This is a genomic window from Oryzihumus sp. (assembly GCF_054325275.1).
Window position 1 is genome coordinate 15,527 of record NZ_JBTCWL010000007.1, and the last position, 16,672, is coordinate 32,198.

The window sequence follows — 16,672 nt, forward strand, 5'->3', positions numbered from 1 at the left end:
CTACAGGCCGGTGTCCTCCAGGGCGGGCTCGGCCGGCGCCGGCACCGCAGCAGCAGCCCCGGCCGCCCGGTCCACCGCGCCGCCGTAGCGGCGGTCGCGCTCGGCGTAGGTCTGGATCGCCTGCCACAGGTGACGCCGGTCGAAGTCGGGCCAGAGCGTGTCGAGGAAGACCATCTCGGCGTAGGCGGACTGCCACAGCAGGAAGTTGCTCGTGCGCTGCTCGCCCGAAGACCGCACGAACAGGTCCACGTCGGGCATGTCCGGCTGGTCGAGGTAGCGGGCGATCGTCTTCTCGTCGATCGTCCCGGGCCGCAGCCGGCCGGCCTGGACCAGCTCGGCGATCCGCCGGGTGGCGTCGGCGATCTCGGCCCGGCCGCCGTAGTTGACGCACATCGTCAGGGTCAGCACGTCGTTGCCCCTGGTCATCTCCTGGGCAACCTCGAGCTCCTTGATCACCGAGCGCCAGAGCCGCGGACGCCGCCCCGACCAGCGCACCCGCACGCCCCATGCGTTGAGCAGGTCACGGCGCCGCCGGATGACGTCGCGGTTGAAGCCCATGAGGAACTTGACCTCCTCGGGCGAGCGCTTCCAGTTCTCCGTCGAGAAGGCGTAGGCCGAGACGTGCTTGACGCCGATCTCGATCGCACCGGCGACCACGTCGAGCAGCGACGCCTCACCGGCCTCGTGCCCCTTGGTCCGCGGCAGCCCGCGCTGGTTGGCCCAGCGGCCGTTGCCGTCCATGACGATCGCCACGTGCTGGGGCACCAGCTCGGCGGGCAGCACCGGGGGCCGCGCCCCGGACGGGTGCGGGAAGGGGGCCTGGCTCATGCGCGCTCTCGTTCCACGAGGCGCAAGGATCTCACGCCGCGTTCGAGGTGCCACTGCAGGAAGGCCGCGACCAGGCCGCTGCCCTCGCGGCGGTGCTGCGCGACGCTGGCGTCGGCCACGACCCAGTCCCCGGCCAGCAGCGAGGCGAGCAGCTCCATCGTGGCCGGGGCCGGGGCGGCCGAGCCGGGCGTGCGGCAGGACGGGCAGACCGTGCCGCCGCTGGCGATGTTGAATGCGCGGTGCGGCCCGTCGGCACCGCACCGGGCGCAGTCGTGGAAGCTCGGCGCCCAGCCGGCCACGGCCAGGGAGCGCAGCAGGTAGGCGTCGAGGACCAGCCCCGGGTCGTGCTCCCCGCCGGCCAGGCTGCGCAGCGCCCCCGCCAACAGCAGGAACTGCTGCACCGCCGGCTCGCGCTCCTCGGTGAGCCGGTCGGCGGTCTCCAGCATCGCCGTCGCGGAGGTCCAGGCGGTGTAGTCGCGCGCGATGACGTCGCCGTAGGGCGCGAGGGTCTCGGCCTGCGTGACGGTGTCCAGCGAGCGCCCCTCGTAGAGCTGGACGTCGACGACCATGCACGGCTCGAGCCGGGCCCCGAAGCGGGACTTGGTGCGCCGCACCCCCTTGGCCACCCCGCGCACCTTGCCCTGGGTGCGGGTCAGCAGGGTGACGATGCGGTCGGCCTCGCCCAGCTTCTGGGTGCGCAGGACGATCGCCTCGTCGCGGTAGAGCGGCATGGGTCCATTCTCCTACGGGCCACCCACACCGGCGGTATGCCGTGCCGCGCGGCCGCGGTCCGCGTCACCACGGGGGCAGGGCACCCGGCATACCGGGCGGGTCAGCGCCCGACCCGGGCCACCGCCTCGGCGACCGGCACCTCACCCTCGGTCAGCTCGAGCACCCGGCCCGAGGTGCCGGGTGCGGCCAGCAGGGCTGCCAGCGTCGCGGCCACGTCGTCGCGGCTCACCGCGCCGTAGGCGATGGCGGGGCCCAGGTTGATCCGGCCGGGGCCCGGCTCGTCGGTGAGGGTGCCCGGCCGCAGGATGGTCCAGGCCAGCGCGCTGGCCGCCAGGTGCACGTCGGAGGCCCGCTTGACCCGCACGTAGTTCTCGAAGGTCTCGGGCAGGTCCCGGCCCCGGCCGGCGTCCATGAAGACCGAGACCATGAGGAACCGGCGCACCCCCGCACGCTCGGCCGCGTCGACCACCTTCACCGCCCCCTCGCCATCGACGGCGTTGGTGGCCTGCTGGCCGCCCTTGCCCCCGGCGCCGGCACTGAACACCACCGCGTCCGCACCCTCGAGGGCCGCTGCGAGCTCGCCGACCGAGGCCGCCACCAGGTCGAGGAGCAGGGGCTCCACACCCGCGGCCTTGAGGTCGGCCACCTGGTCGGGGGCGCGCACCATGCCCACGGCGTCGTCCCCGCGATCGGCCAGCAGGCGTCCCAGCCTGAGCCCGACCTTGCCGTGCCCTCCCACGATGACGACGCGCATCTGCTCCTCCGATCCCTGGCCGACAACGACCACAGTGCCACCCCCGAGGGCTAGCGTCGTCATCGTGCTGCTCCAGGCCGCCCTCAACGGGCCCCACACGACCACCGACCACCCGGCCGTGCCCGAGTCCGTCGACGCGCTCGTGCGCGACGCGGTCGCCTGTGTCGGGGCCGGCGCCCGCGGCGTCCACCTGCACCCCCGCGACCCCTCGGGCCGCGAGAGCCTGGAGCCGGCGGTCGTGGACGAGGTGGTGCACCGGGTGCGCGAGGCCTGCGGGGTGCCGGTCGGGGTCACCACCGGCGCCTGGATCGAGGCCTCCGCGTCGTGGCGGGTGTCGCTGGTCAAGGGCTGGCGCGCCCCGGACTACGCCTCGGTCAACGTCAGCGAAGAGGGGTGGCTCGAGGTGATGCGGGCGCTGCTGGGCGCGGGCGTCGGCGTCGAGGCCGGGGTCTGGACCGTGGAGGACGCCCATGCGCTGGCCGCCTCGGGGCTGGCCGGCGAGCTCACCCGCGTGCTGGTCGAGCCGGTCGGGGTCCCACGGCAGGAGGCCGTGACCCTGGTCGACGCGATCCACGCGGCACTGGACGCCGGTGGGGTCGCGGCCCCCCGGCTGCAGCACGGCGACGGCGACGCGACGTGGGTGCTGCTCCAGGACGCCGTGCGCCGCGGCCTGGACACGCGCGTGGGGCTGGAGGACACGCTCCGGCTGCCCGACGGCACGCCGGCCCGGGACAACGCGGCGCTCGTCGCCGCGGCGCGCGCCCTGGGCGCCGGCGGCTGACCCCGCTGGCGCTCCCCGTTCACTCATCACCGCCCAGCAGCCCGAGCACCAGGTCCCGGGGCAGGCCGTGGGTCTGGTGCAGGTCGGTGAGGTCGGTCTCGCTCAGCGGCCCGCCGCGCAGCCGGCGCTCGACCAGGGGCCGGCCCCGCCGCACCAGCTCGCCGAAGCGGCGCTCCTCCCCCAGCATCACCTCGCGCACCTGACCGGGACCGGTCCGGCCATGCTGGCGGAGCGTGTCCTCGAGCAGGTCCACCGGCAGGTCCGACAGGCTCGACCCCGGCTCGTGCCGCCACAGCAGGGTCAGGCTGCGTCGCACCAGCCGGCGCAGCACGTAGCCCCGGCCGCTGCTGGAGGGCCGCACGCCGTCGCCGATGACGACCGTGCCCGACCGCAGGTGGTCGGAGACGACCCGCGACTCACGCGAGCCCATCGGCCAGAGCCGGCCGATCGTGTCCGTCCACGGCCGCAGCAGGTCGGTCTCGTGCACGGAGCCCACGCCCTGCAGCACCGTGAGCAGCCGTTCCAGGCCCATCCCGGTGTCCACGTTGGGCTGCTCCAGGGGGACGAGCCGCCCGTCGTCGAGGCGGCGGTGGCGCATCATCACGTGATTCCAGACCTCCACCCACCGCCCGTCGCTGGTGGGGGTGCCGGTCGGCCGGCCCTCACCGGTCCAGACGAACACCTCGGAGTCGGGACCGCACGGACCGGTGGGCCCGTTGGACCACCAGTTGTCCTCCACGGTCAGCTCGACCGGCACGCCCAGCTCACGCCAGGTGCGCAGCGACTCCAGGTCGGGCCCGACCTGCCCGTCACCGCCGAACACCGTCACGTGCAGCCGGTCGTGGTCCAGGCCGAAGCCCTCACGCAACAGCTCGTAGCCCCAGCGCAGGCTCATCGGGCCGGGGTAGTCGCCCAGCGACCAGGTCCCGAGCATCTCGAACACGGTCAGGTGGGTGTCGTCACCGACCTCGTCGAGGTCGGTGGTGCGCAGGCACCGCTGGACGTTGACCAGCCGGCGACCCTGCGGGTGTGGCTCACCGAGCAGGTGCGGGGTCAGCGGGTGCATCCCTGAGGTGGTGAACAGCACCGGGTCGCCGTCGGGTGGGATCAGTGAGGTGCCCTGCACGCGGCGGTGGCCGCGCTCACGGTAGAAGTCCAGGAACCTCGAGCGGACGTCGTGGGAGTCCATGGTGGTGGCCTTCCGGTCGGGACGACCGGGAACGGCGACGCGGGCGGAAGCCGCGTCGAGGGGCCATCGACCAGGCGTCCGGCGAGCCGTCTCCGGTCGCCGGGGGTGGATGGAGGGTCAGACAGCGGCGACCAGCGAGCGGGTAGCTCGCATGGCCGCGGAGGTGCGCTGGATGACCGGCATGTCCCCACGGTAGCCGCCGCACCGTGGCCGGTGCCCGGAATTTGCGGGCCAGAATCGAACACCTGTCCGTCGAACAGGCGTACACTGACGGTATGACGGTGGCTCTCCAGGGATCCCTGCTCGACGCGGTCGACGAGGTCGGCCTGCGACCACTCGGCGCCGCCGTGCGCCGCACCCCACTCAGCCGCGGGGCCTGGGTCGACGTGCGCCCGGGCTGGCTGACCGGCTCCGACGAGGTGTTCGCCAGGCTCTCCCAGGACGTGCCGTGGCATGGCGAGCGGCGGCAGATGTACGACCGCGAGGTCGACGTCCCGCGGCTGCTCGCCTTCTACGACGAGGGCGTGCGCCTGCCGCACCCGGTGCTCGAGGCGGCCCGCGAGGCGCTCAGCCGGCACTACGCCGCCGAGCTCGGCGAGCCGTTCCGCACGGCGGGGCTGTGCCTCTACCGCGACGGCCGCGACAGCGTCGCCTGGCACGGCGACACGATCGGGCGCAGCCGCACCGAGGACACCATGGTCGCCATCATCTCGGTCGGCACCCCGCGGGCCCTGCTGCTGCGCCCGCGCGGTGGCGGCGGGCAGACCGTGCGCCACGTGCTCGGCCACGGCGACCTCGTCGTGATGGGCGGCTCCTGCCAGCGCACCTGGGAGCACGCGATCCCCAAGACCGCCAGGCCGGTCGGGCCGCGCATCAGCGTCCAGTTCCGTCCGCGCGGCGTGCGCTGACCGCGCGGGGCGAGCACCCGGCATACCGGGGCGTGACCGAAGCGGTATGCCGTGTCGCGCCGATCCAGCCTCGCGCACCCGGGCGCGATGGCAGGATCGCGAAACGTGAGCACGACCGGGGACCTGCTGCGCGACATCGACCACCACTGCGACGCGGTGCTGCGGCGCGATGCCGAGGCACGCCCGTTCGGCCCGCTGACCCTGTTCCTGGCCGACCGTGGCGGTCCCTTCCACGCCCGGCCGACACCGGGCGGCGCCGGGGTGACCCCCGGTGACATCGCGACGATGCGGCGCGTCCAGCGCGAGCTCGGGGTGCCCGAGTCGTTCGAGTGGGTCGAGCAGACCTGCCCGTCCATGGCGGCCGCGGCAAGGGCGGCCGGGCTGGTGGTGACGACCCACCCCCTGCTGGCCCTGACGCACCCGGCTGCCGTCATGGTCCCCGACCTCCCCGACGGCGTCCGGCTGCGGGTCATCACCGCCGACGACCCCGACCTCCCGGGCGTCCGGGCCTGCGTGCGCCTGGCCTTCCGCTGCCCCGGCACGGCGACGGGCGCCATCGGCCCGGCGGAGCGTGACAGCGCCCTGGCGTCGTCGACGGACGACGACCTTGACCGCAACGCCCGCTACCGCGAGCGCATCCAGCGCGGGCGCACCGCGATGGTGGGGGCGTTCACCGACGAGGGCGCGGTCGGCGGCGGCAACCTCACGCCGCTGGGCCAGGTGGGCGAGATCGTCGGGGTGGGCGTGTTGCCGGCCTTGCGCCGGCAGGGAGTCGCGGCGGCGATCACCGCAAGGCTGGCGCAGGAGGCCGCCGGGGGCGGGGTGCGCACGCTGTTCCTCTCGGCGCAGGACGAGGCCGTGGCGCGGGTCTACGCCAGACTGGGATTCACCTGCATCGGCGGCACGGGCCGGGCCGAGCCGTGATCGGTGACCGGTGGGGCGTGACCGACGCCGAGACCACGCGGCACTACCCGTGCGACGACGTCGTGCGCGCACCGACCCTGCAGGCGTGGCGGGCAGTGAGCGTGCACGCGCCTCCGGCGGCGGTGTGGCCATGGCTCAGGCAGGTGCGGCTCGCGCCGTACTCCTACGACTGGATCGACAACCGCGGTCGTCGGTCACCGCGCCGCCTGATGGCCCTCCCGGAGCCGCGGGTGGGCGACGTCTTCACCACCGCCGGTGGCCGCCAGCTGGGGCGAATCGTCTCGGTCGACCCGGGGAACCAGCTGACCGCGACGATCCTGGGTGCGTTCATGTCCTATGTCCTCGTCCCCGACGGAGACGGCACGACGCGGCTCCTGCTCAAGGTCGTCGCGACCAGCAGCCGGCTGGTCGCACCGGTGCTGTCCGCCGGCGACCTGGTCATGGCACGCCGCCAGCTGCTCAACCTCAAGGCCCTGGCCGAGCGGGAAGCCCGTCAGGGGCCGCAGTGACCACGGCACGAGTGCCGTGCGGGCGGCGCCTGCAGGCTCACCGGGGCACGCGGCTCAGGGCCGCGGGCCCTGCCCCCTGAGGGCGCGGACCTCCTCCTGGAGGGCGGCCACCTGGCTGATGAGGGTGCGCAACAGCTGCTCGAGCGACTCGGTCTCGCGCATCGACTCGGCCAGCTCCTCCTCGACGTCGGCGACCTCTTCCTCCATCGCGGCGGCCCGCACCAGGAGTCGCTGCGTCACCGCGAGCGCGATGGAGGCGGCCACACCGCCGAGGATGGCGACGCCGCCGACCATGACGACTGCCGCGACGACGCGGCCGGCGGGACTGACCGGGTAGTGGTCGCCGTAGCCGACCGTGGTCAGCGTCGTCAACGCCCACCACAGGCAGTCACCCAGTGCGTGCAGGTTGGAGCCTGGCTCGTCCCGCTCGAACGCCCAGGCGAGGCTGCCCCCGCCCAGCACGAGGACGACGGCCACTGCGGTGACCACCGCCGCGATGCGCGCGATGACGCCCCAGCCCGGAGGCGCCATCGGCGTTGCCGGCGGCGAGAGCGGACCGGCAGGCAGCCCGGCGGGCGCAGCCGCCGGGCCTCGCCTGCTCCTCCTGCCGTTGGTCGTGGTCACACTCGCCGGCCGCGGTTCAGGCGACCGCGCGCTCGGAGCGGTTGACCGCGGACACGACCGCCTTGAGCGAGGCGATGACGATGTTGGCGTCGAGCCCGACCCCCCACAGGACCCGCTCGCCGACCGCGCACTCGACGTAGGCGGCAGCGCGGGCGTCGCCACCGGAGGACAGCGCGTGCTCGTGGTAGTCGAGGACCCGCACGTCCACGTCGAGGCCGGACAGCGCCTCGACGAACGCGGCGATCGGGCCGTTGCCGACCCCCTCCACGGTGCGCACCTGACCGTGGTCGGTGAGCGTCACCGAGATCCGGTCGGCGCCGTCGACCGTGCTGTCCGAGCGCATCGAGACCAGCGCGAACCGGCCCCAGCCGGTCCCGGTCGCGGGGAGGTACTCGTCCTGGAAGGTCTCCCACAGCTGCGCCGCGGACACCTCGCCACCCTCGGAGTCGGTGCGCGCCTGCACCACGCCGCTGAACTCGATCTGCAGCCGGCGCGGCAGGTCGAGGTGGTGCTCGGACTTGAGCAGGTAGGCCACGCCGCCCTTGCCGGACTGGCTGTTGACGCGCACGACCGCCTCGTAGGAACGGCCGATGTCGTGCGGGTCGATCGGCAGGTACGGCACCGCCCAGGTGAGGTCGTCCACGCCCTTGCCCTCGGCGGTGGCGTCGGCGGCCATCGCCTCGAAGCCCTTCTTGATCGCGTCCTGGTGCGAGCCGGAGAACGCGGTGAAGACCAGGTCGCCCCCATAGGGGTGGCGCTCGTGCACCGGCAGCTGGTTGCAGTGCTCGACGGTGCGGCGGATCTCGTCGATGTCGGAGAAGTCGATCTCGGGGTCGATGCCCTGGCTGAACAGGTTCATGCCCAGCGTCACCAGGCAGACGTTGCCGGTGCGCTCGCCATTGCCGAACAGGCAGCCCTCGATCCGGTCGGCGCCGGCCAGGTAGCCCAGCTCGGCCGCCGCGACGCCGGTGCCCCGGTCGTTGTGCGGATGCAGGCTCAGCACGACGGACTCGCGCCGGTTGAGGTGGCGCGACATCCACTCGATCGAGTCGGCGTAGACGTTGGGCGTGGCCATCTCCACGGTCGCCGGCAGGTTGACGATCATCTTGTGGTCCGGCGTCGGGTCGAACACGTCGATGACCGCGTTGCAGATCCGGGCCGCGAACTCCAGCTCGGTGCCGGTGTAGGACTCCGGCGAGTACTCGTAGTAGACGTCCGTCTCGGGGATGGTCTCCTCGAGCTTGCGGCACAGCCGGGCGCCCTGCAGCGCGATATCGATGATGCCGTCCTGGTCCAGGCCGAAGACCACGCGCCGCTGGAGGACCGAGGTGGAGTTGTAGAGGTGGACGATCGCCTGCTTCGCGCCGCGGATCGCGTCGTAGGTGCGCTCGATGAGGTGGTCCCGCGCCTGCGTCAGCACCTGGATCGTCACGTCGTCGGGGATGTGCCCGCCTTCGATGAGCATGCGCACGAAGTCGAAGTCGGTCTGGCTCGCCGAGGGGAAGCCGACCTCGATCTCCTTGTAGCCCATGCGGACCAGCAGGTCGAACATGCGCTTCTTGCGCTCGGGGCTCATCGGGTCGATCAGGGCCTGGTTGCCGTCACGCAGGTCCACGGCACACCAGCGCGGTGCAGTGTCCATGCGCTTGGTCGGCCACGTGCGGTCGGGCAGGTCCACGACGATCTGGTCATGGAACGGCTGGTACTTGCCGACCGGCATACGGCTGGGCTGCTGGGGGTGGATCATGTTCTCGCCTCTACGTGTTCGCGGGTTCAAGGTGAGGCCTGGGCAACACGGACTCCGCGACGAGGGGCGGCCGTCTCTAGAGGGCCCCGCCGCGGCGGCGAAGGAGGAGCAGCGCTCCCGGCGCGATACGCACAAGCCGAGGGTATGCCGCGCCGCTCACCGGAGTCCACCGGGTGGACCCCGTTCCCGCATCGTGGGACCGCCCACTCCCCTAGGCTGCCACGCGTGTTCATCCTCGAGCTGACCTACACCGCCCCGCTGGACCGGATCGACGCGCTCCTGGAGGAGCACGTCGCGTGGCTGGACGCCGGCTACGCCGAAGGGGTGTTCGTCGCCTCCGGGCGCAAGAACCCCCGCGACGGCGGCGTCATCCTCGCGGTGGGCGGGGACCGGGGCGCGGTCGAGGCGCGGGTGGCCACCGACCCGTTCGCGGTGCACGGCGTCGCGGAGTACCGCGTCGTGGAGTTCGTCCCGACCAGGACCGCCTCCGGGCTCGAGGGCTACCGCGAGACCTTGCCTGTCTGACCGGGTCCCGGTCAGCTCCCCTGGCCTTCGCGGCTCGTCGGAGCGCTGTGCGGCGCGGCCCGGGCGCGCGCACACTGGGGGCAGTGGGCGCGGGCGCGTCCGGGTGGAGGGGCGATGACTGAGGCAGAGCGTCCCGACGGGCTGTCGGGGAGGCGCCGGAGCCGGGATCCGGGTGACTTCGACGTCGCGTATTCGACCGGGACCCCACCCTGGGACATCGGCCGGCCCCAGCCGGCGTTCCGCGCGCAGGCCGACGACGGACGTCTGGTGGGCCGGGTCCTCGACGTGGGCTGTGGCACCGGTGAGCATGTCCTGATGGCGGCCGAGCTCGGCCTCGAGGCCACCGGAGTCGACACGTCCGCCACCGCGATCGGGATCGCCCGGCGCAAGGCCGAGGAGCGGGCCCTGCACGCCCGGTTCCTGGTCCAGGACGCGCTCGACCTCGGCGCACTCGGCGAGGCCTTCGACACCGTCCTCGACTGCGGGCTCTTCCACGTCTTCGACGACGCCGACCGGGCGAGGCTCGTCGAGGGCCTGCGGGCGTCGATGCCGGTCGGCGCCTGGTACCACCTGCTCTGCTTCAGCGACGCCGAGCCCGGGGACTGGGGTCCCCGCCGCATCCGGCAGGAGGAGATACGTCGCGCCTTTGCCGAAGGCTGGCGGGTGGAGACGATCGAGCCGACGAGCCTCGAGATCACCATCGACCCCGGACAGGCACACGCCTGGCTGGCGGCGATCGTGCGGGTCTGACCCTCTGCGGCGCTACCGGCTCTTCGGGGTGCACCTGTCGGTCCCCGGGTGCACCGTGGGCGCATGGGGAACTCACACGCACCGCACCAGGTCTGCTCGATCCTGCCGCCCTACCTCGTGGAGCGGCTCACCCGCCACGACGACCCTGCCGTCGCCGAGGCCGCCCAGCGCACGCTGCGCCTCGACCGCGAGGTCCGGGGCCGGCGCGAGACCCGCGCCGCCCGGGTGGGCAGCGGCCGACGGGCCCCGTCGCAGCCGCCGACCGGCGCCGAGCAGGGCATCATCCCGCCCTACCTGCGCCACGCACCGACGCCCGGCACGCAGCCGGCGGAGGCCGCCACCACGGGCGGCGGGCCGAAGCGCCAGGTCGACGACGCCAAGCACGGCACGACGCTGCCGGGCACGCCGGTGCGGCACGAGGGCGAGCCCCCGGTCGCCGACGCCTCGGCCAACGAGGCCTATGACGGCCTCGGGGCCACCTGGCAGCTCTACTGGGCCGCCTACCAGCGCGACTCCCTCGACGGTGCCGGGCTGCCGCTGGTCGCCAGCGTCCACTACGACAGCGGCTTCGACAACGCGTTCTGGGACGGCGAGCAGATGGTGTTCGGCGACGGCGACGGCACGTGGTTCCGCTCGTTCACCGACTGCATCGACGTCATCGGCCACGAGCTGACCCACGGCGTCACGCAGTTCACCGCGGGCCTGACCTACGTGGGGCAGTCGGGCGCCCTCAACGAGTCGGTCTCCGACGTGTTCGGCTCGCTGGTCAAGCAGATGTCGCTGGGGCAGACCGCGGAGCAGGCCGACTGGCTCATCGGCCAGGGGCTGTTCACCCCGCAGGTGAAGGGCACCGCGCTGCGCTCGATGAAGGCGCCGGGCACCGCCTACGACGACCCGCACCTGGGCCGCGACCCGCAACCGGCGACGATGGACGGCTACGTCGACCTCCCCCACGACGACCAGCACGACAACGGCGGCGTGCACACCAACTCCGGCATCCCCAACCACGCCTTCTACCTGGCCGCGACCGCGGTGGGCGGCCACGCCTGGGAGGGTGCGGGCCAGGTCTGGTACGACGTGCTCACCGGCGCCGGGCTGCCGAAGGACGTGGACTTCCACGGCTTCGCCACGGCCACGGTCGAGGCGGCCGGCAAGCGCTTCGGCGCCGAGAGCCGTGAGGCCGCCGCGGTCCAGGACGCCTGGACCCAGGTCAAGGTGCTCTGAGCGAGCGCGCTCTGACCGGGGTGGCACCGTCCGGCGCCACGCCGTCACGGGTCCGGGCCGGCCGGCGAGCGGCCGGCCCGGACCACGGCATCAGGACAGGTCGAACCGGTCGAGGTTCATGACCTTGTCCCACGCCGCGACGAAGTCACGCGCGAACTTCTCCGTGGCGTCGTTCGCCGCATAGACCTCGCAGATGCCGCGCAGCTGGGAGTTCGAGCCGAAGACCAGGTCGACGGCCGTGGCGGTCCACGTGGTCTCACCGGTGGCGCGGTTCCGGCCCTCGTAGACGTTCTCCGCCTGGCCGGACGCCTTCCACTCCGTGCGCATGTCGAGCAGGTTGACGAAGAAGTCGTTGCTCAGCGTGCCCGGGCGGTCGGTCAGGACGCCATGGGACGAGCCCGCGGCGGTGGCCCCGAGAGCCCGCAGGCCGCCGACCAGCACCGTCATCTCCGGGGCGGTCAGCGTGAGCAGGTTGGCCTTGTCGAGCAGCAGCACCTCCGGCGGGAGCTTCTCGCCGGCCCGCAGGTAGTTGCGGAAGCCGTCGGCCCGCGGCTCGAGCACGGTGAAGGCCTCGACGTCCGTCTGCTCCTGCGAGGCGTCGGTGCGACCCGGCGTGAAGGGGACCGTGACGTCGACGCCGGCGTCCCTGGCCGCCTTCTCGATCGCCGCGACGCCGCCCAGGACGATCAGGTCGGCCAGCGAGACCTTTCGGCCGGAGTCACCGGCGTTGAAGTCCTGCTGGACCCGGCCGAGCTTCTCCAGCACCGGTGCGACGTCGGCGTTGGACTCCCAGCTGCGCTGAGGCTCCAGGCGGATCCGCGCACCGTTGGCGCCACCGCGCATGTCCGTGCCGCGGAAGGTCGCTGCGGACGCCCACGCCGTGGTGACGAGCTGGCTGACCGACAGGCCCGTGCCCAGGATCTGCTCCTTCAGCGCGGCGATGTCGCTGTCGCTGACCAGCTCGTGGTCGACGGCGGGGACGGGGTCCTGCCACAGCTGCGCCTCGGGCACCCACGGACCGAGGTAGCGCTGGACCGGGCCCATGTCACGGTGCAGCAGCTTGTACCAGGCCTTGGCGAACGCGAGCGCGAACGCCTCGGGGTCCTCGAGGAAGCGGCGCGAGACCCTTTCGTACTCGGGGTCGAAGCGCAGCGCCAGGTCGGTGGTGAGCATGGTGGGCTTGTGCTTCCTCGACGGGTCGTGCGCGTCGGGCACGTCGGCCTCGGCGTCCTTCGCGACCCACTGCTTGGCGCCGGCGGGGCTCTCCTGCAGCTCCCACTCGTGGCCGAAGAGCCTCTGGAAGAAGCCATGGCCCCACGTCGTCGGCGTGCTTGTCCAGGTGACCTCGAGGCCGGAGGTGATGGTGTCGCCACCGTTGCCGGTGCCGTAGGTGTTCTTCCAGCCCAGGCCCTGCTCCTCCAGCGGCGCCGCCTCCGGCTCCGGACCGACGTACTCGGCGCTGGCCGCACCGTGGGTCTTGCCGAAGCTGTGGCCGCCGGCGATGAGGGCCACGGTCTCCTCGTCGTTCATCGCCATCCGGCGGAACGTCTCGCGGATGTCCCGGGCCGCGGCCAGCGGGTCGGGGTTGCCGTTCGGGCCCTCGGGGTTGACGTAGATCAGGCCCATCTGGACCGCGCCGAGCGGGTTGGCCAGCTCGCGGTCGCCGCTGTAGCGCTCGTCACCAAGCCAGGTGTCCTCGGTGCCCCAGAAGACCTCCTCGGGCTCCCAGATGTCCTCGCGGCCGAAGCCGAAGCCGAAGGTCTTGAAGCCCATCGACTCGAGGGCGACGTTGCCCGCGAGGACCAGCAGGTCGGCCCACGAGATGGCGCGGCCGTACTTCTGCTTGACCGGCCACAACAGGCGGCGCGCCTTGTCCAGGTTGGCGTTGTCGGGCCAGCTGTTCAGCGGCGCGAACCGCTGGGCACCGGCACCGCCGCCGCCGCGGCCGTCCTCGATGCGGTAGGTGCCGGCGGAGTGCCAGCTCATCCGGATGAACAGGGGTCCGTAGTGGCCGTAGTCGGCCGGCCACCAGTCCTGCGAGGTGGTCATCACCTCGACGAGGTCGCGCTTGAGCGCCTCGACGTCGAGGGTCTGGAACGCCTCTGCGTAGCTGAAGTCCTCACCCATCGGGTTGGACCGCGGTGAGTGCTGGTGGAGGACCTGCAGGTTCAGCTGGTTGGGCCACCAGTCGCGGTTCGTCCGGGGCCGACCCGTCGTCTTGGGGGTCGGTGCGGGGATGACTGGGTTCTCGCTGTCGCTGCCGTGCTCGGTCACGTCGCTCGTTCTCCTGTCTGGCTCTTCGTGCGGTGGGCTGTCGCTCATCAGCTGAGCTGTCCCGGGTCCGGGGCCGTGGCGCGCCCCCGGTCGGGACAGGTCTGGTGGCTCGGTGCGCCATCTGCCGGGACGGGGGCCGTCGCGGCACATTCCGGGCACCGACCCCAGAAGATCACCTCGGCCTCGTCGACCTCGAAGGGGGCACCGTCGGGCGTCAGGCAGGGGGCGTGGCCGACCACGCAGTCGACGTCGGCGATGGCCCCGCACGAGCGGCAGACGGCGTGGTGGTGGTTGTCCCCGACCCGCGCCTCGTAGCGCGCCACGGAGTCCTTGGGCTGGAGGCGCCGGACCAGCCCGGCGGCCGTCAGGGCGCGGAGCACGTCGTAGACGGCCTGGTGGGAGACGGCTCCCAGGTCCTGCCGCACCGCCCCGATGATCGAGTCGGTGTCGGCGTGCGGGTGGGTGTGCACGGCGCTCAGCACGGCCACCCGTGGTCGGGTCACGCGCAGGGTGGCCTGCCGCAGCAGGCCCTCGAAGTCCGGCGTCGTCGGCACCCTCCGAGTCTGGCCCACCGTCTGGACCCGATCAAGAACGGGCGGTGGCCCGCTGCCGGTGAGGCCGGGAGCCGGCGACTCAGCTGCACCCACCGGGTCGCGGCCGGTCAGAAGCCCAGGCGCTGGAGCTGCTTGGGGTCGCGCTGCCAGTCCTTGGCGACCTTGACGTGCAGGTCGAGGTGGACCCGCTGGCCGAGCAGGGCCTCGATGCCGCGACGGGCGTTCGTGCCGACCTCGCGCAGGCGGGAGCCGCCCTTGCCGATGATGATCGCCTTCTGGCTGGGCCGCTCGACGAAGACGTGCACGCGGACGTCCAGCAGCGGGTTGTCGGCCGGGCGCCCCTCACGCGGCAGCATCTCCTCGACGACGACGGCGAGGCTGTGCGGCAGCTCGTCGCGCACGCCCTCCAGGGCGGCCTCGCGCACCAGCTCGGCGATCATGACCACCTCGGGCTCGTCGGTCAGGACCCCGTCGGGGTAGAGCTGCGGCGAGACCGGCAGGTAGGAGGAGAGCAGCTCGCCGACCTCGGCGACCTGGTCGCCCCGGGTCGCCGAGCACGGGATGATCGCGTCCCACTCCCCCAGCTGGTCGATGGCGATGAGGTGCTCGGCCAGGCGCTGCTTGTCGACCAGGTCAGTCTTGGTCGCGATGGCCACGATCGGCCGCTTGCGCTTGGCCGCCTTGAGCTCGGCCAGCTCGCGGGCGATGAACGTGTCGCCGGGGCCGATCTTCTGGTCGGCCGGCAGGCAGAAGCCGATGACGTCGACCTCGAGCAGGGTCTCGCGGACCAGGTTGTTCAGCCGCTCGCCCAGCAGCGTGCGCGGCTTGTGCAGCCCCGGGGTGTCCACGAGGATCAGCTGCGCCGCGTCCGTGGTGAGCACTCCGCGGATGGTGTGCCGCGTGGTCTGCGGCTTGCTGGAGGTGATCGCGACCTTCTGCCCCACCAGGGCGTTGGTCAGCGTCGACTTGCCGGCGTTGGGCCGACCCACCAGGCAGACGAACCCTGCCCTGAACTCCTGTGTCACGAGGCTTCCTCCTGGCTCTCCGCCGCCGCGACCGGCATACCGGCAGGGCTGTCGTCGTCCTGCTGGGTCGCGCTCAAGGGTCGCACGACCACCGTGGCGACCCGGTGGCGGCGTCCTCCCATGCGCTCGGCGGTGAGGGACAGCCCGGCGACCTCGGCGTGGGACCCTGCGATCGGGACGCGCCCGATGGTCTTGCCGAGCAGGCCGCCGACGGTGTCGACCTCGTCCTCCTCGATGCTGACGTCGAACAGCTCGGCGAGGTCGTCCACGTGCATCGTGGCCGGCACGCGCACCGAGCCGTCGGGCAGCGGCTCCACGCCGGGGGACTCGCGGTCGTACTCGTCGGCGATCTCGCCCACGATCTCCTCGATGACGTCCTCGATGGTGACCAGGCCGGCGGTGCCGCCGTACTCGTCCACCACGATCGCGACGTGGCTCTGGTCGCGCTGCATCTCGCGCAGCAGGTCGTCGACCGGCTTGCTCTCGGGCACGAACTGCGCGGGGCGCATGGCGTGCTGCACCGGCTGGGCGGCCGCCTCCGGCGAGGCGTTGACGCGGCGCACGACGTCCTTGAAGTAGAGCATCCCGAGCACGTCGTCGGGGCCGGCTCCGACCACCGGGATCCGGGAGAACCCGCTGCGCAGGAACAGCGACATGGCCTTCTGCAGCGTCTTGTCCGCCTCGATGGCGACCATGTCGGGGCGGGGCACCATGACCTCGCGCACGAGGGTGTCCCCGAGCTCGAAGACGGAGTGGATCATCTCCCGCTCGTCGGCCTCGATCAGCGCCGACTCCCCCGCCAGGTCGACCAGGTCGCGCAGCTCGGCCTCGGACTCGAACGGGCCGTTGCGGAAGCCGTGGCCCGGGGTGACGGCGTTGCCCAGGGCCACCAGCAGGCGGGCCACCGGCCCGAGCACCCGACGCAACCACACCAGCGTGGGTGCGGCGAGCAGCGCGATCCGGTCGGCGTGCTGCCGACCGAGGGTCCGCGGCGAGACGCCCACCACGACGAAGGACACGACCGCCATGACCCCGATACTGACCAGCAGCGCGGTCCAGAACGAGTGGACCGTGCCCACCACCGCGAGGGTGATCATCACCGCGACGGCGGCCTCCGCGACGACGCGCACGAACGTCGCCACCGAGATGTATGCCGCGCTGTCGCCGACGATGAGGGCGAGCGCGGCCGAGCCGCGCCGACCCTCCTCCTGCAGCTCCGCCGCACGCACGCGCGACAGCCGGGAGATGGAGGACTCTGCGGCGGCGAGCAGGAACGCGACGAGGATGCTCGCGAGCGCCGCCAGGACGAGCTGGAGGACCATGG

General features: G+C 72.9%; 17 protein-coding genes. 7 read left to right on the forward strand and 10 right to left on the reverse strand.

What is annotated here, in order from left to right; genetic code table 11:
- The 3 genes from ACXVGS_RS02830 to ACXVGS_RS02840 form a co-directional block, all read right to left on the reverse strand.
- Complete coding sequence (locus tag ACXVGS_RS02830) at positions 1-828, reverse strand: isoprenyl transferase (protein ID WP_458531837.1); 828 nt, start codon at positions 826-828, stop codon at positions 1-3.
- The gene (recO, locus tag ACXVGS_RS02835; protein WP_458530720.1) at positions 825-1,559 is read right to left on the reverse strand and encodes a DNA repair protein RecO; all 735 of its coding nucleotides are present in this window, start codon (positions 1,557-1,559) and stop codon (positions 825-827) included. The genes ACXVGS_RS02830 and recO overlap by 4 nt, the downstream gene beginning before the upstream one ends.
- 101 nt (positions 1,560-1,660) lie before the next feature.
- On the reverse strand, positions 1,661-2,347 hold the full coding sequence (locus ACXVGS_RS02840; protein WP_458538168.1) for an NAD(P)H-binding protein: 687 nt from the start codon (positions 2,345-2,347) through the stop codon (positions 1,661-1,663).
- Between the two features lie 31 nt (positions 2,348-2,378).
- On the opposite strand from ACXVGS_RS02840, the gene ACXVGS_RS02845 reads away from it, so the two are divergent.
- On the forward strand, positions 2,379-3,095 hold the full coding sequence (locus tag ACXVGS_RS02845) for a 3-keto-5-aminohexanoate cleavage protein (RefSeq protein WP_458531839.1): 717 nt from the start codon (positions 2,379-2,381) through the stop codon (positions 3,093-3,095).
- A 19-nt stretch (positions 3,096-3,114) separates the two neighbouring features.
- Here the strand turns inward: ACXVGS_RS02845 and ACXVGS_RS02850 are convergent, their stop codons facing one another.
- Positions 3,115-4,284 (reverse strand): alanine--tRNA ligase-related protein, encoded by a 1,170-nt coding sequence (locus ACXVGS_RS02850; protein ID WP_458536602.1) that lies wholly within the window; start codon positions 4,282-4,284, stop codon positions 3,115-3,117.
- A 275-nt stretch (positions 4,285-4,559) separates the two neighbouring features.
- Here ACXVGS_RS02850 and ACXVGS_RS02855 point away from each other — a divergent pair, with 275 nt between their 5' ends.
- The 3 genes from ACXVGS_RS02855 (at position 4,560) to ACXVGS_RS02865 (ending at position 6,625) form a co-directional block, all read left to right on the forward strand.
- Entirely contained in the window at positions 4,560-5,192 is a 633-nt protein-coding gene (locus tag ACXVGS_RS02855) for an alpha-ketoglutarate-dependent dioxygenase AlkB (protein WP_458530724.1), read from the forward strand.
- 105 nt (positions 5,193-5,297) lie between these two features.
- Positions 5,298-6,116, forward strand: a complete 819-nt coding sequence (locus tag ACXVGS_RS02860) for a GNAT family N-acetyltransferase (protein ID WP_458536603.1) — start codon at positions 5,298-5,300, stop codon at positions 6,114-6,116.
- 17 nt (positions 6,117-6,133) lie between these two features.
- A complete protein-coding gene (locus tag ACXVGS_RS02865; protein WP_458530726.1) occupies positions 6,134-6,625 on the forward strand; it encodes a hypothetical protein in 492 nt (163 codons plus the stop codon).
- Positions 6,626-6,679: 54 nt separating this feature from the next.
- Here the strand turns inward: ACXVGS_RS02865 and ACXVGS_RS02870 are convergent, their stop codons facing one another.
- Both ACXVGS_RS02870 and leuA read right to left on the reverse strand, forming a co-directional pair.
- On the reverse strand, positions 6,680-7,156 hold the full coding sequence (locus ACXVGS_RS02870; protein ID WP_458530727.1) for a potassium channel family protein: 477 nt from the start codon (positions 7,154-7,156) through the stop codon (positions 6,680-6,682).
- Between the two features lie 109 nt (positions 7,157-7,265).
- Positions 7,266-8,996: a 2-isopropylmalate synthase gene (gene leuA / locus ACXVGS_RS02875; RefSeq protein ID WP_458530728.1), complete on the reverse strand. Its 1,731-nt coding sequence runs from the start codon at positions 8,994-8,996 to the stop codon at positions 7,266-7,268.
- A 225-nt stretch (positions 8,997-9,221) separates the two neighbouring features.
- On the opposite strand from leuA, the gene ACXVGS_RS02880 reads away from it, so the two are divergent.
- The 3 genes from ACXVGS_RS02880 to ACXVGS_RS02890 all read left to right on the forward strand — a co-directional run bounded on the left by ACXVGS_RS02880 (position 9,222) and on the right by ACXVGS_RS02890 (position 11,495).
- Positions 9,222-9,521 carry a YciI family protein gene (locus ACXVGS_RS02880; protein ID WP_458530729.1) on the forward strand — a complete coding sequence of 100 codons (300 nt, stop codon included), beginning with the start codon at positions 9,222-9,224 and terminating at the stop codon, positions 9,519-9,521.
- A gap of 114 nt (positions 9,522-9,635) precedes the next feature.
- The gene (locus tag ACXVGS_RS02885) at positions 9,636-10,271 is read left to right on the forward strand and encodes a class I SAM-dependent methyltransferase (RefSeq protein WP_458531843.1); all 636 of its coding nucleotides are present in this window, start codon (positions 9,636-9,638) and stop codon (positions 10,269-10,271) included.
- Positions 10,272-10,334: 63 nt separating this feature from the next.
- Positions 10,335-11,495 carry a M4 family metallopeptidase gene (locus ACXVGS_RS02890; RefSeq protein ID WP_458536604.1) on the forward strand — a complete coding sequence of 387 codons (1,161 nt, stop codon included), beginning with the start codon at positions 10,335-10,337 and terminating at the stop codon, positions 11,493-11,495.
- A gap of 90 nt (positions 11,496-11,585) precedes the next feature.
- On the opposite strand, the gene katG is transcribed toward ACXVGS_RS02890, so the two are convergent.
- The 4 genes from katG to ACXVGS_RS02910 all read right to left on the reverse strand — a co-directional run bounded on the left by katG (position 11,586) and on the right by ACXVGS_RS02910 (position 16,670).
- Positions 11,586-13,817, reverse strand: a complete 2,232-nt coding sequence (gene katG / locus ACXVGS_RS02895) for a catalase/peroxidase HPI (RefSeq protein ID WP_458535805.1) — start codon at positions 13,815-13,817, stop codon at positions 11,586-11,588.
- Positions 13,817-14,323, reverse strand: coding sequence for a Fur family transcriptional regulator (locus ACXVGS_RS02900; protein WP_458529927.1), 507 nt, complete (start codon positions 14,321-14,323; stop codon positions 13,817-13,819). Before ACXVGS_RS02900 ends, katG begins: the two co-directional genes overlap by 1 nt.
- A 107-nt stretch (positions 14,324-14,430) precedes the next feature.
- A complete protein-coding gene (gene era, locus ACXVGS_RS02905) occupies positions 14,431-15,348 on the reverse strand; it encodes a GTPase Era (RefSeq protein WP_458529926.1) in 918 nt (305 codons plus the stop codon).
- Complete coding sequence (locus ACXVGS_RS02910; RefSeq protein WP_458529925.1) at positions 15,345-16,670, reverse strand: hemolysin family protein; 1,326 nt, start codon at positions 16,668-16,670, stop codon at positions 15,345-15,347. Before ACXVGS_RS02910 ends, era begins: the two co-directional genes overlap by 4 nt.
- Between the last annotated feature and the right edge of the window lie 2 nt (positions 16,671-16,672).

Excerpts from the sequence above, each read along its gene's own strand:
- ACXVGS_RS02830 (WP_458531837.1), bottom strand. The coding sequence starts at position 828 with ATGAGCCAGGCCCCCTTCCCGCACCCGTCCGGGGCGCGGCCCCCGGTG.
- recO (WP_458530720.1), bottom strand. The coding sequence starts at position 1,559 with ATGCCGCTCTACCGCGACGAGGCGATCGTCCTGCGCACCCAGAAGCTG.
- ACXVGS_RS02850 (WP_458536602.1), bottom strand. The coding sequence starts at position 4,284 with ATGGACTCCCACGACGTCCGCTCGAGGTTCCTGGACTTCTACCGTGAG.
- ACXVGS_RS02855 (WP_458530724.1), top strand. The coding sequence starts at position 4,560 with ATGACGGTGGCTCTCCAGGGATCCCTGCTCGACGCGGTCGACGAGGTC.
- ACXVGS_RS02870 (WP_458530727.1), bottom strand. The coding sequence starts at position 7,156 with ATGGCGCCTCCGGGCTGGGGCGTCATCGCGCGCATCGCGGCGGTGGTC.
- leuA (WP_458530728.1), bottom strand. The coding sequence starts at position 8,996 with ATGATCCACCCCCAGCAGCCCAGCCGTATGCCGGTCGGCAAGTACCAG.
- ACXVGS_RS02885 (WP_458531843.1), top strand. The coding sequence starts at position 9,636 with ATGACTGAGGCAGAGCGTCCCGACGGGCTGTCGGGGAGGCGCCGGAGC.
- ACXVGS_RS02890 (WP_458536604.1), top strand. The coding sequence starts at position 10,335 with ATGGGGAACTCACACGCACCGCACCAGGTCTGCTCGATCCTGCCGCCC.
- katG (WP_458535805.1), bottom strand. The coding sequence starts at position 13,817 with ATGAGCGACAGCCCACCGCACGAAGAGCCAGACAGGAGAACGAGCGAC.
- ACXVGS_RS02910 (WP_458529925.1), bottom strand. The coding sequence starts at position 16,670 with ATGGTCCTCCAGCTCGTCCTGGCGGCGCTCGCGAGCATCCTCGTCGCG.